The following is a 13,094-nucleotide window of genomic DNA, read 5'->3' as shown; positions in this document are numbered from 1 at the left end:
CAAGCAGCTTTTTCATGATTTCGGCGGGGAATATCGAGCATGGGCGGCGGCGAGATCGCTCGCGGCCGTTCGAAGTTCCTGCAGCGCGTGGCTCACCTGCCGGGGGTTGCCAGCCACCACCCCCACTTGGGCGTGCGTTGCCGCAGCCGACAGCCGACCCATCGCCGTGATGACATCATGCCTCTCGGGAGATTCAGGAGAATCTTCGGACTGCATCTGCCTGCTGGCATTGGCAAGCGTTTCGGCCGTCGATTGCAATGTGGCCGATGCATAGTGTGAAGGGACGGCGCCAGCGGCCCACGCGTCGACGACCATGGCTGCCGTCTGCGACGCCGACGCCGCGATTTTTGATTGCTGCTCGATGGGCTCGGAAGACGAGCACGCGGCCAGAGCAAGCATGGTCGCCAACACGAATGAGCGGCAAAGCTGATAGCCTTCATTTTTAATAATGGCCAGTATTAGCTGCATGGTGCCGATGTCACTCCGTCCGACGCGTATCTGAAGATGGTCAGAACAGGCGGTGGATCAGGGACCCCGCACTTTGGATTTCGCTTTCCTAGGAAAGCGGATCACATCCCTGGGCAAGCGCCGATTTGAGATCCGGGAAGGATTGGGACCGGCCTGCTCTCCACTGCGTGGCCCACGGGATTGCAACTCCCTAACGGTTGGCCCGGACAACACGGCCCTTTGTCTGAAAAGACGCACAAGTTCGGGGTGGAGTCCGTCACTTCGGAGAGAGGCCACGTTGTGGAGAAATACGAAGAAGTCCATTGCATGCCTTCCCACGCTCGTATCACAACCGATGCTGCTACTTCTGGCCTCCATTTGTCCCTCTCATGAGTAAAGTTGCTGGGGCGGGAAGGTTCCGCCGCGCTCGCAAATTTGCCTGCCGGGCCAATCACATGATGCTTGTTAAAGCGCAGGCATGGACCGCGTCGTCTGAAGGTCGCTGACCTCATTGCTTCAATCACGGTCATGGCAGCCGTATTTCATGATGCTCCACCGGCCATCACGTTAAGACGTTGGGAACGACTACCTTGCTCGATAGTTAGGGGGTCGAAGGCTGCTCTAGCCGCGTCCCGAAGAGAGTCTAAATGTGTCTCGGACAACCGCCATCGCTACTTCCTCGACACAGGGTATGGCGCCGAGCAAGCACGGGAATGTTAAGATGAAAATGCCGGCTCGCACAGACGCCGCCCTTCGAGGAGCAGAGTGTAAAAACGCGCTTGCCCCCTATGTCCAGGAGATCAGGCACATCGCCCTTCGTGCTGGCTGGCAAGCTCCCGAAATCGGCATCGCCCTGCTCGCGCTAGCGGCGGACCAACTGAAAGAGCTCGGATACGGCCAAACGTTGAACTGACGCATCCGAAGGGCGTCGAATGGAATTGGAACTCCCGGCTTTTCTCTGAGTTAGGGAATACCCGGCACCGGGTCATTTCAAACAATGAGGACACAGCAATGGCAACCACCAAAAAGGCAACCGCCAAAACCAAGGGCCTTGAGGATCTGCTACTCGATGGTCTCAAGGATATCTACTATGCCGAAAAGAAAATTCTGAAGGCCTTGCCCAAGATGGCCAAGGGCGCAGATGACGAGCAGGTCACCGCAGCCTTCGAAAAGCACCGTCTCGAAACCGAAGGCCAGGTCGAGCGGCTTGAGGAGGTCTTTGACATCCTCGGTGCAGCGGCGCGCGGCAAAACCTGCCCCGCCATCGACGGCATCCTCGAGGAAGGATCGGAAATTCTCGAGGAGTATATGGGATCGACTTCACTGGACGCCGGTCTCGTAGGCGCTGCGCAAGCTGTCGAGCACTACGAAATTGCACGATATGGCACTCTGATTGCGTGGGCCACCTCGCTTGGCAAGGATGATATCGTTGAACTTCTCAACGCGACCCTCGAGGAGGAAAAAGCGACCGACAGGGCGCTGTCGTCGCTGGGCAAAGCCCTCGTCAATGACCGGGCGGCCGAACTGCAAGCAGCGTGAATTTGGGCCGGTTTTCAATGGTCCCGGCGTCCTCGCCGGGGCCATTTCCGCTGCGCGGAGACACCGTGGCAGGCATTGAGCTCCCTTCATTGCACTGACACGCCATCATCCGGCGAAGTCGAAACCGGAACCATTATAGGGTGTCGACGTTTCACAAGGCTGTTGAGGGTCGGGTTGGGATAGTGAATTCATGGAAAGCGCAGTTATGACGGGGCACATGTCCGGGCTGGGCCTTCCGCAAATTGATTATCAGGACTTTTTCGAGAACGGTGGAATTGGTCTGCATATCGTAGATGGCGCCGGACGTATTCTCCATGCCAACAAAGCCGAATTAACCCTTTTGGGCTATGAAGCCCCTGATTACATTGGTCGCGACATCGCCAGCTTTCACGCTGATGAGCGCGCCATCAACGATATCCTGGCCCGCCTATCGAGAGGCGAAGCAGTCGAGCGTTATCCGGCCAAACTCCTCGCACGCGATGGCTCCATCAGGCACGTGGAAATCAGTTCAAGCGGTCAATTCGAAAACGGCCAACTGGTGCATTCGCGCTGCTTCACCGTCGACGTGACTCAACTGAGGTCTGCCGAGCAGGCGAGCCACCAGAAAGACGCCCGCTTCCACCAAATCCTGGATGCTTTGCCGGTCGCGGTCTACACGACCGACGCACGAGGTGTAATTACCTATTGTAACAGGGCTTCGGCCGAACTTGCCGGCCGGGAACCGAAGATCGGCCAGGATGAGTGGTGCGTCACCTTCCGCCTGTTCACCGTCGATGGCCAGGAATTGCCGCACGACCAATGCCCCATGGCAATCACGCTCAAGGAAAATCGTCCGATCCGCAACGTCGAAGCCATCGCCCAACGCCCCGATGGGAGCTTTTTTCCATTCTTGCCATTTCCGACTCCGCTCAGGGACGAGCATGGCAACCTCACAGGTGCCGTCAATATGCTTTTAGATCTCACGGACCGCAAAAGAGGCGAAGACGCCGCCCAGCATCTGTCCGCGGTAGTCGAGTCCTCTTTCGATGCAATCGTGAGCAAGGATTTGGACGGGTTCATCAAGAGTTGGAACAGAGGCGCCGAACGGCTTTTCGGCTACGCTCCCTCTGAAGCCGTTGGGCAGCATGTCAGCATGCTGATCCCACCTGAACACCATGACGAGGAGCCGCGGATCCTCGAGCGTCTCCGGCGCGGAGAACGGATCGAAAGCTACGAGACGATTCGCCAGCGCAAAAACGGGGAACAAGTGCCGGTCTCGCTCACCATTTCGCCGGTTCGCAACGCGGCGGGCCGCATCGTCGGCGCTTCGAAGATTGCGCGCGACATAACTGCGACCAAGGAGAACGAACATCGCATCCGCATGCTGATGCGCGAGGTCAATCACCGTGTGAAGAACCAGTACTCGGTCATCCTTTCAATGATCCGCGAGACGAACAAGCGGTCACTAAATCCCGACGAATTTGAAAAACAGGTCCGGGAGCGCATCATGGCGCTGTCGAGGTCGCACGACCTATTGGTGTCGGCTGACTGGAAAGGCGCCACCATTTCCGATCTTATCTTGGCCCAAGCCAAACCATTCGGCCGGGAAGAGGCAATCACCACGGTGGGGCCGCCTGTTACGCTCAACCCCAATGCCGTCCAATATCTCGGTATCGCATTCCACGAACTATGCACAAACTCCGCTAAGTACGGTGTATTGTCCGGTCACCGTGGCAGTATCGCCGTGACGTGGAGCATAGCCGGCCAGCTTGCCAATCGAACACTCAAGCTGACATGGGCGGAGCAGGACGGGCCTGAGATCAAGTCAATCGGGAACCACGGTTTTGGCAGCGTCGTGCTCAAGCGCGTTGCGCCGCAGGCTTTGAGCGGGACAGGGGAACTCAAGTTCGGCTTCAATGATGTGATCTGGACGATCGAGGCGCCGATCTCTTTCGTCGAGGCCTCGCTTTTGGATAGCCCCGCGGTAAGTTAAGTGCGGCTCATTGGCTGTTTCGCCAATCAAATGCGAACGGCGTCCGATGCTGAGATCCGTGTGGATAAATCTACATTGGGACGATGCAGGAGCGAGGCAGCCACATCTGATGGTGGAACATCCTTTCTGCATCCCGTTCTTCCTGTTACAAAAACTTGTGACCGCGGCCGGTAGGGCTTGCCCTCGTTATCGACTGGGAGATCGAGATGGGCAGGGCCAGTTCCCCCCTCCAAAAAGCATTGGCACCAGGTAAGCCGGTGGCTACCCGAAAGCAGCGTCCCGCAGCCGCCGATCCCCGTAGCGCGAACCCGGACGAGAACGACCGCGGCCCCTTCCCGATGTCGGCATCGGCCTGTCGGCTGGCGGCCTTGAGGTCGCGACTGAGTTCCTGAGGGCAATGCCGCCCGACAGTGGAATGGGCTTCGTCGATGCCAATCTTGGCGGAACGAGCAGTGCTCCGATCGCGGCGGAGGTGGCCTCGCGTCGCCTGCCCTTCGCCGTCGTTACCGGTACGGCAACCTTGAGCTCTCAACCGCCGCCCTCCAGTCCGCTCCTCGGGTCAACAAACCCTTTACCCCTGCCGACCTTGTCGCAGTCCTGGCAACGACGGTTGCATCATAAACGACAGTCAGCTTTGGCCGTCGTAATCCCAATAGCACGCAGCGAACGAGTATCGTCTCCGGCACGTCGGGAATCCACGTGTAGTGGAAGAAATCGGCGCCGCGCGTGTTCTCAACCCCGGCCTTTTTGAAGAAGCCTGGCCTCGCGCAGGATCGACGCCCGGTCCGTTCCCACCAATGAGACGATCTCACGGATTTGCTGCTCTGTGACTCCGCACGGTTTGCGGGGCTATGACCGGCCGTCCGGTTTCTTCCTCAGTCACTACTGTTTCCCTTTCATCTCGAAAGGACTTATTCGGCAGGCGATGGCCTGCCGGATAAAGCTCACCTATAGCTTGACGCTCGCCTCCCGCGCCCACAGTCGCAATTTGCGGCACGCCTCGATATACGTTCCGGCAGCGTCCCCATCGGGCAGAGGAATAAGGCCCTCGTCGGCTGCCGGGTCGACGCCCGCCTTCGCAAGAAGAGGCACCGCCCCGGGCGTAAAACCGATGAATTTGCAGTGCGCAAAAGCGTCTGCCACAAAATCCCGGGCTGCTGCCTCTCCAGTCAGAAGTTCCGCGGCTTCTTCCGTAAGCAGAAGGGCCACCGCGTCGAACAGCACCGACGGCCCCCCGTCAATCATATGCTTGGCAATGATCTTGGTGCCATCGTCGGCCTGCACGCCACCGACTTTCAAAGCAATGACCTCCATCGTCGCCCCTTCGCCTTCGATAGCGGCTTGCAAGGCTTTGAGCAGCGCGGCATCGACGCCATTGCCCACCAGAACGCCGACCTTGCGGCCTTGGAAACTGTCGGGTCCGTTTTCGATGATGCTCAACGCCGGCGATGGCTCCAGATCCGTACGCGGCGGCACGGCTGCGTCCGCGGCGTTCGGCAAGTCGGTGATACCGAGTTTGTCGGCGACCGTGGCGGCCAACCCCTCGTCGATGTTGAGGAGATGGGCGACCATGCGTTCACGTATGACCGGCATTTCAACCTTGCTCAATTCGAACGTCAGCGCCATGGCGATATGGCGTTGCTCGGTCGGCGTCTGGCTGTTGAAAAATTGACCAGCTTGACTGTAGTGATCGGAGAAACTCTCAGGGCGCAGCCTGATCTTCTGACCTTCCTCGGCATCGGCGAATGAGCGGAAGCCGCGCTCCGGCGACTCTCGTGGCCCCTCGCCGAACGAATTGGGCTGATAGTTAGCGCGTCCGACGGGATTGCGCATCGCCATATGCCCGTCCTGCTGAAAATGGTGGAACGGGCATTTCGGAGCGTTGATCGGCAGATGGGTAAAATTGGGACTTCCAAGGCGCTTCAGCTGCGTGTCGAGATACGAAAAGTTCCTGCCCTGCAGCAGTGGATCGTTGCTGAAGTCAATGCCGGGCGGCACGTTCTGCGTCATGAACGCAACCTGCTCGGTCTCGGCAAAAAAGTTGTCCGGCATGCGGTCGAGAACCAGCCGGCCGACGGGAATCGGCGGCAGGATCTCTTCCGGGATCAGCTTTGTCGGATCGAGGACATCGAAATCGAAGCTGTCTGCGAACTCTTGGTCGAAGAGCTGCAGGCATAGTTCCCACTCCGGGAAAGCCCCGGACTGGACAGCGTTCCACAGATCCCTGCGGTGAAAGTCAGGATCGGCGCCGTTGATTTTGACGGCCTCGTTCCAGACCACCGATTGCATACCAAGTTTCGGCTTCCAGATGAATTTCACGAAGGTGGACTCGTCGGCGGCATTGAGCAGGCGGAAGGTGTGCACTCCAAAGCCCTGCATGAAGCGGAACGACCGCGGGATCGCGCGGTCCGACATCACCCACATGATCATATGCATGGATTCGGGCGTCAGACTGATGAAATCCCAGAACGTGTCATGCGCTGACTGGGCTTGAGGGAAATCACGATCGGGCTCAGGTTTGACCGAGTGCACGACATCGGGGAACTTGATCGCATCCTGGATGAAGAACACCGGGATGTTGTTGCCGACGATGTCCCAGTTGCCTTCCTGGGTGTAAAGCTTGACAGCGAACCCGCGCACGTCGCGCGCCAGATCGAACGAGCCCTTGCTGCCGGCTACGGTCGAGAACCGGACAAACGCCGGCGTCTTCTCACCAGCGCGCTGAAAAACGTCGGCACGGGTGTACTTGGCGAGCGATTTATATGTCTCGAAAAAGCCGTGGGCGCCGTAGCCTCGGGCATGGACGACGCGCTCGGGAATGCGTTCGTGGTCGAAGTGAAAAATCTTTTCGCGGAAGTGGAAATCTTCGATCAGGGTTGGGCCGCGTGGCCCGATCTTAAGCGTGTTCTGATCATCTGCGACCGGGCCGCCCTGGGCTGTGGTCAGAATGTCTGTCTTGCCGGCTGCAATCTGATGCAGCTCTCCGCCCTCCCCTCGAACAAGGGTTTGGTCGTGGATCGTCGCGGAATTGGGATTGGTTGCTGCCTTACGCGCCATGCGGTCCTCCTTTGGGGCTTGCTCTGGGAATGAGCTGCTCAGCAACCTGCGGCGATGCCAGATGTTCCCTGGAACGGTGATCGCAAACCGATTTCCAGGATCGCATCTGGAGCAGGGAGACAGAGGCATGCCGGAAGGTGGCATCAGCTGAGCGGTGTGCCTTTTCGTCGTCTCTTCCCGCTTGATCCCAACAAACTTGGCGTTGGCAATCAATTTATGGGTACGTTCGTCGACCGAAATGCATTGGCCTTCGTCATCTCAGGTACCACGGTGACACTGCCCACAGGAACAAATCCCGCCCACGCAAATTCTTGAATTAGACTCGGCTGAAATGCCCGATCAAAAGGAGGATAGGATGGGGTTTTTAAGCAAGTATTTTTCAGGCCTTCTAGGGAAGAAACGGCAGCCCGAAACGCGCAGTGGCGACATGCGCAAGGCGACTGGGGCAGGCCCAGCGTTGGCTGCCCACTCGAAAGACGCTAAGACAACGGCTGCTACCGGCCAAAATCCAGCAGCGGCGAGGAAGAAATCCAATGGCTGACGACAAGAATAAGCTCGGCTATCAAGACCGTACTCGCGTCAGCGGAGACGAGGAATATGAGGTTGGCTACTTAGCCAGCAAGTTCGGCCTTTCAACTGATCATGTGCGCGAGTTGATCAAAAAGCACGGCGACAACCGCGAGACACTGGAACGCGAAGCGAAGGCGCTCGGAACCCGCTGAGATACCGGGTTAAGCTATCGTATTCCGATCCGCCGTCCCCCGGCAGCGAGCATGCGAGCGAGCAGTTTTCTACTCGTCCTTGGCCTGCGCCCAGATGGTCCGACATGCGCGACATGCGGCTGGCACAAGGAGGTAGGCATGAGCCTCTGGAACTGGACACCCGCCGAATGCTTCGGTCAGTTGGCCTCCGCCGGCAGGAACCGCGGAAGAACGCGCTGAAGCTCAACCACCCGTGAGCATCGATGTTCCGGCCAAATGAAAAAGCCCGCCGTCATGGAAGCGGAGCATTCGACATATGCAGCGGAACATCGCGGCTAACCGCGCTGTCGTGCGCGCTCGCAGGTCTCGCCAAGCTTCAGCCGAACCCGCATTGGATCGGCCTGGCAGGTGGTGAGATGGACGCGGCCTTTAGCGCAACCGCGCACGCCCTCCCCGACCGCGAGACCTTCCAGCCGAAATTTCGAACTTCGGAAGGAAGGTGGTAATTCATGTCCAACGTCTCGCTCTGTGGCTGGCGTCTTCGCTAACCCATTAAGCCGGCTGCGCGCAGAGCGTCCTCAATCACCTTGGTAATGCCTGTGGCCGAACCGCCCGGAGCATCAGGCTGCGGCGCCTTAGCGGCATCGGCGCGTACTGCTCGCGGATTCTCGACAGGTGCATAAGTCCTCACTGCTTTGCCTGGCGACCTTTTCGGAGCTTCCCCAGATCTGGCTTCAGTTCGGCTTGTAAGACCCCAGAAATCCGCAATATGGCGCGTTGATGAAATACCGACGTCCAGCATGAATGGGGCGGCAACGCCCAAGCCATCATCACCGAGCGTCTGCAGTGGCGTACCATGGCCCATGCCGGCAATCGTGTATTTCTCGATCAACTCATTGCCGTCCGCGTCGCACCACACCTGACGTATCTGTCGATCGACCGTTTCTTTTCGGGTGGGGCTTGCGCCAACGCCATGAACTCCTTGCCATTGAGCGAGAATGGAATCCGCGTTCGACGGGACCACTGTGGTGTCGGCCGAGCCCTGCCAGATTGAAATCTTCGGCCAAGTCCCTTTATGAGGCGAAGCTCCGGCCAAGCGTCTCTGGAGCTCAGTTTTCGTTGGGCCGCCATGGCCACGCATGCGATCGAAGGCTTCCGGGATCGTCGACGCGCTGCCGTAGGCGAGCCCTGCTATGATTGCGCCGCCGGCGAACACTTCCGGATATGTTGCCAATATCGCCGCCGCCATGGCGCCGCCGGCAGAAAGACCGGTGATAAAAATGCGCCGGTGGTCGAGACCATGCTTTGTCACCATGGCTTGGATCATCTGGCGGATGGAGAGCACTTCTCCACGGTCGCGTGTGACATCTTCGGGCACGAACCAGTTGAAGCACAGATTGGGATTGTTGCCGCGCTGCTGCTCCGGAAATAGCAGCGCAAAACCCTGGTCGGTCGCCAGCTTCGACCATCCAGATCCATGATCGTACGCATCCGCCGTCTGCGTGCAGCCGTGCAGGACGACAACCAACGCGGCTCCCCGCGGGAGATTCTCAGGAACATAGACGCGCCCACGCAAGGCACCGGGATTGGATCCGAAACCGGCTATGTCGGACAAGCGGTCGTCGCGGTGCACGGACAAACCCGGCCGGCCACGCATAGCGGTCAGCCGAGTGATTGTATCTGAGAGGTTTCGCAAATCGTGATCCTCAGGCGCCAAGGTGACGAAAACCGCGCACAATGCACATGCAACAAAATCGTTGCTGCACTGCACAATAACAAGCTTACGCAGGGTTAGAAAACGACTGTCTGTCGGACCCGTGCACCATTCTTGATTGAACTGTCGTGACTACTAAAAATGCCTGGATTGTAATTCGATCGAGATGAAGCGATTTCGAATTCCACGATCGCTCGAAACCAATACCGCTCGCGCGGATTGGTGTCAGATATGCGATCTGTTGCACTCCCGGCGCCGAAAGGGGCTGATGTTCGAAAAGTTCAGTCTCCAGATGGTGGATCTGCCCGAGGCTTCGCTACGGGTGAGGTTCGGCGGCTCCGGGCCGCCGTTGCTACTGCTGCATGGCCACCCCCGCACACACGTCACCTGGCACCAGGTCGCGCCGCTTCTCGCCGCTGACCACACGGTGGTCTGTCCTGACTTGCGAGGCTTCGGCCGGTCTTCCATACCGGAGGACGCAGCCGACCACGTCGGCTCCTCAAAGCTGCGAAAGCAAGGGACTGCATCGCGCTGATGAATCGCCTCGGCTTTGACCGGTTTGCCATCGCAGGACATGATCGCGGCAGCTATACCGCTTTCCGGACGGCCATGGACCACCCGTCGGCAATTTCCCATCTGATCGCGTCATGGACGGTGTTCCTATTTTGGAAGCCCTCGAGCGTTGCAATGCACGCTTCGCAAAACTGTGGTGGCACTGGTTCTTTTATGCTCAGCCTGAACGCGCCATCATGGCCGACCCTGACGCCTGGTATGGTGGCTCGGCCGAAGCGATGGGAGCTGAGGCCTATGCCGATTATTCGCGAGCGATCCACGACCCGGCAGTAGTCCATGGTATGCTTGAAGACTACCGGGCAGGGCTGACAATCGATCGATGTCATGATGCCGGAGACCGAAAGGCCGGCCGCCGGGTTGCCTGTCCGACGCTGGCCCTGTGGTCGACCCGGGATGATCTCGAGATGCTCTATGGCAACGTACTCGATGTTTGGCGTCCATGGACCACCACGCTCAGCGGAAAAGGGATCCAGAGTGGGCATCATATGGCCGAAGAGGCTCCTGAAGCTGTGGCCGAAGCGATTAGCGCGTTCTTGCGAACGTCTTGACGGGTTTTTGTCCCTGATTGCCCCGCGTGCTTTCGCAGCGCGACGCGAGCACGGTTCGTCAATAGCCACCTATGATCGGGAGGATCTCTCCGGTGATGTAGCTCGAACATTGCGGCGATGCCAGAAAGACATAGGCTGGTGCGATTTCTTCCGGCTGTGCTGGGCGCTTCATGGGGGTTTTCGCGCCGAACTTCGAGACATCGTCGGCCTGCTTTTCAGACGGGTTGAGCGGTGTCCAGACCGGCCCCGGAGCGACTGCATTGACGCGAATGCCCTTGCCGATAAGGTTGCCTGATAGGGCCCTCGTGAAGGCGTGAATACCGCCCTTGGTCATCGAGTAGTCGATCAGTTCTTTCGACCCGTCTATTCCGGTTATGGACCCCGTGTTGACGATCGCCGAGCCGGCCTTCATATACGCCACCGCCTCTTGGGCCATATGGAAATAGCCGTAGAGGTTGGTCTTCAAGGTGGTGTCGAAATGCTCCTCAGTCAGGTCGGCAAAATCCGTTGAATGCACCTGGAATGCTGCGTTGTTTACGAGCACGTCGAGCCCTCCCAGTTGCTTGACCGTGTTGGCCACAGCTTTGCGGCAGAAGTTTCGGTCCGCGACATCTCCTCGGATGGTTATGCAGCGGCCGCCTTCGCTTTCCACCGACTGCTTCGTTACCTCGGCGTCGCCATCCTCCGACAGATAGACGATCGCAATGTCTGCGCCTTCGCGTGCGAACAGGACGGCGACCGCACGCCCAATACCGGAATCACCTCCGGTGACCAGCGCCACCTTGCCCTCGAGCTTGCCAGAGCCGCGCCAGAACGGTGCAACGTATAGCGGAGCTGGCTTGATCTCTGCTTCATGGCCGGGTTTCGGATGATGCTGCTTTGGAAACGGCGGCGCCGGGTATTTTCGCGCGCCGGCCTGCATCGCGCCGACGGGTGTCGATTTTGGTTTCATTCGATCGTCGGCGTCGACCTTGCGCTGTATGCGCCGCTGTTTTCGGACGGTCGTCGAGGTGTCGGTTTTCGTATCGCTCGGCATCGATGTCTCCTCGGTTGCAGAGGAACAACGTGCGTTTAAGGAAAAAGTTGGCTGTGCTGACTGGAAAAAAGCTCGCTGAGTGCCCGTCACTTGCAGCCTGTCTAACGGAGCCTAGAAAACCCGCCCCTACAGCCGTAGCCACGTGGGGATGCAACCAAAACCGAGTTCCCTCTGCCTTTCGCAGCCCGGGAGCGACAGCGCGCTTGGACCGGTGTCTTCATGGCCGGTAGAGCTCAAGTAGCCAAAACCATTCAGCCTCGAAGACCTTGCGGAAAAGGTGCGGGCAATTTATCGCCGATCCCTCTTTCTACCGCCCGGTGACCCTTGGCCAGGAGGGTTCTGACCGTCTGACTGATGCGTCCGGTCATCCACTTCATCCGCAGGGCGCGTTAGTCCAACCCCTGTCTTGGGCTTCTTATTGCCAGCCGCGTCCTGGGAGAATGCATCGGACGGGTCGGCACCGGTCTTGGCCGGATATTTTGTTGCACCGGTTTCGCGACGGTCTTGATTGCCAGACATTGTTGTCGATCTCCCGTGTGATGACCGATAACAGCCCCGCTCGCTGTCAGTTCCGCCTGAAATGGAACATTCCTTGCGGCCGGTCGTTGGCCAGCAAAGGAGGCAACCGGAATGGCGAAGATCAAGAATCGCAACGATGCAATTGTCAAAGAGCCGGAGGCGGCCGGCGCCGAAATCGAGCGAAAAACCCCAAGCGACGAAGGCGCGGGTCACGGGCAGTCCAGCCCCGAGACAGCTGGCGCACCGCCTAAAAGCCCTCTCGCAGACCCCTTCCCGGCCAGACAGAGCGACGCTCGGCCCGTGGCCGGTAAGACCTCGCCCGACCGGCAAACCCGGAGCGTAGCCATGCCGCCCAAACGCGAGCCGAGCGAACAACCGCCGATGGATGCGCCAACCTGGACACCTGACGTGCGAGAGCCTGACCCGGATCTTTTGCCCGATGAGCTGCCAGTGCCTAACCCCGATGAGAACCGTGATCCTCCGATGCGAGCCGCACATGAGCGAAGATGTCGTTCGCAACGGGGGTTGCCTCTGTGGTGCAGTTCGCTTCTCGGTCAAAGGCGCTCCGCTCCGCGTTGGCCTTTGCCATTGTCAGGATTGCAGACGTGCAAGCGGCAGTGCTTTCAACTTCTTTGGAGTCTGGCCGCGATCTGCCTATGAGGGAGCCGGCGAACTCAGGACGTTTGAAGGAAGAAGCTTTTGCCCCGATTGCGGATCGCGTGTCGCTTCATTACGGGGTGACGAGGCGGAGATATCGCTCGGCGCTCTCGATCTTGCTCCCGGCGACATCATACCCGGCTACGAACTCTGGATCGGCCGGCGCGAACCTTGGTTGATGGATCTGCAGTGGGCCGAGCAGTTCGAACATGACCGAGAGCCCCACCCCATCGACGCGCCGCCACTGGAACCGGAAATTCCAGCCGCGCAGCAGCAACCGGACAAATGATTTTGCGCTCTGCGGATGCGAGGACACTTCATGCTCGTTGCA

The 13,094-nt window shown here is 58.9% G+C and carries 8 protein-coding genes and 1 pseudogene; 5 read left to right on the top strand and 4 right to left on the bottom strand.

Annotation, left to right across the window (positions count from 1 at the left end):
* Positions 1–12 precede the first annotated feature (12 nt).
* A complete protein-coding gene (locus CGZ66_RS37065; RefSeq protein ID WP_095091514.1) occupies positions 13–468 on the bottom strand; it encodes a hypothetical protein in 456 nt (151 codons plus the stop codon).
* Positions 469–1,458: 990 nt separating this feature from the next.
* Here CGZ66_RS37065 and CGZ66_RS37055 point away from each other — a divergent pair.
* The gene (locus CGZ66_RS37055; RefSeq protein ID WP_095091512.1) at positions 1,459–1,986 is read left to right on the top strand and encodes a YciE/YciF ferroxidase family protein; all 528 of its coding nucleotides are present in this window, start codon (positions 1,459–1,461) and stop codon (positions 1,984–1,986) included.
* A 190-nt stretch (positions 1,987–2,176) separates the two neighbouring features.
* The gene (locus CGZ66_RS37050; RefSeq protein WP_245331383.1) at positions 2,177–3,958 is read left to right on the top strand and encodes a PAS domain S-box protein; all 1,782 of its coding nucleotides are present in this window, start codon (positions 2,177–2,179) and stop codon (positions 3,956–3,958) included.
* 948 nt (positions 3,959–4,906) lie between these two features.
* Here the strand turns inward: CGZ66_RS37050 and katE are convergent.
* Positions 4,907–7,015, bottom strand: a complete 2,109-nt coding sequence (gene katE / locus CGZ66_RS37045) for a catalase (protein ID WP_095091510.1) — start codon at positions 7,013–7,015, stop codon at positions 4,907–4,909.
* Between the two features lie 533 nt (positions 7,016–7,548).
* Between katE and CGZ66_RS37035 the strand changes: the two genes are divergently transcribed.
* On the top strand, positions 7,549–7,737 hold the full coding sequence (locus CGZ66_RS37035; protein ID WP_095091509.1) for a DUF3606 domain-containing protein: 189 nt from the start codon (positions 7,549–7,551) through the stop codon (positions 7,735–7,737).
* A 523-nt stretch (positions 7,738–8,260) separates the two neighbouring features.
* On the opposite strand, the gene CGZ66_RS37030 is transcribed toward CGZ66_RS37035, so the two are convergent.
* The gene (locus CGZ66_RS37030; protein WP_167392386.1) at positions 8,261–9,412 is read right to left on the bottom strand and encodes an extracellular catalytic domain type 1 short-chain-length polyhydroxyalkanoate depolymerase; all 1,152 of its coding nucleotides are present in this window, start codon (positions 9,410–9,412) and stop codon (positions 8,261–8,263) included.
* Positions 9,413–9,698: 286 nt separating this feature from the next.
* Between CGZ66_RS37030 and CGZ66_RS37025 the strand changes: the two are divergent.
* A pseudogene (locus tag CGZ66_RS37025) lies at positions 9,699–10,551 on the top strand (alpha/beta fold hydrolase).
* Between the two features lie 58 nt (positions 10,552–10,609).
* Here the strand turns inward: CGZ66_RS37025 and CGZ66_RS37020 are convergent.
* The gene (locus CGZ66_RS37020) at positions 10,610–11,587 is read right to left on the bottom strand and encodes an SDR family oxidoreductase (RefSeq protein ID WP_095091507.1); all 978 of its coding nucleotides are present in this window, start codon (positions 11,585–11,587) and stop codon (positions 10,610–10,612) included.
* Between the two features lie 1,015 nt (positions 11,588–12,602).
* Here CGZ66_RS37020 and CGZ66_RS37005 point away from each other — a divergent pair.
* Complete coding sequence (locus tag CGZ66_RS37005; RefSeq protein ID WP_095091506.1) at positions 12,603–13,052, top strand: GFA family protein; 450 nt, start codon at positions 12,603–12,605, stop codon at positions 13,050–13,052.
* The last annotated feature ends 42 nt before the right edge of the window (positions 13,053–13,094 follow it).

This window comes from Mesorhizobium sophorae (assembly GCF_002270415.1).
Lineage (GTDB): Bacteria > Pseudomonadota > Alphaproteobacteria > Rhizobiales > Rhizobiaceae > Mesorhizobium > Mesorhizobium sophorae.
The sequence above is the reverse complement of the archived record's forward strand: the minus strand, read 5'-3'. Positions and strand labels throughout refer to the sequence as shown.

What these genes read in the sequence shown, in the direction of transcription:
- CGZ66_RS37065 (WP_095091514.1), bottom strand. Translation starts at nt 468, where the DNA reads ATGCAGCTAATACTGGCCATTATTAAAAATGAAGGCTATCAGCTTTGC.
- CGZ66_RS37055 (WP_095091512.1), top strand. Translation starts at nt 1,459, where the DNA reads ATGGCAACCACCAAAAAGGCAACCGCCAAAACCAAGGGCCTTGAGGAT.
- CGZ66_RS37050 (WP_245331383.1), top strand. Translation starts at nt 2,177, where the DNA reads ATGGAAAGCGCAGTTATGACGGGGCACATGTCCGGGCTGGGCCTTCCG.
- katE (WP_095091510.1), bottom strand. Translation starts at nt 7,015, where the DNA reads ATGGCGCGTAAGGCAGCAACCAATCCCAATTCCGCGACGATCCACGAC.
- CGZ66_RS37035 (WP_095091509.1), top strand. Translation starts at nt 7,549, where the DNA reads ATGGCTGACGACAAGAATAAGCTCGGCTATCAAGACCGTACTCGCGTC.
- CGZ66_RS37020 (WP_095091507.1), bottom strand. Translation starts at nt 11,587, where the DNA reads ATGCCGAGCGATACGAAAACCGACACCTCGACGACCGTCCGAAAACAG.
- CGZ66_RS37005 (WP_095091506.1), top strand. Translation starts at nt 12,603, where the DNA reads ATGAGCGAAGATGTCGTTCGCAACGGGGGTTGCCTCTGTGGTGCAGTT.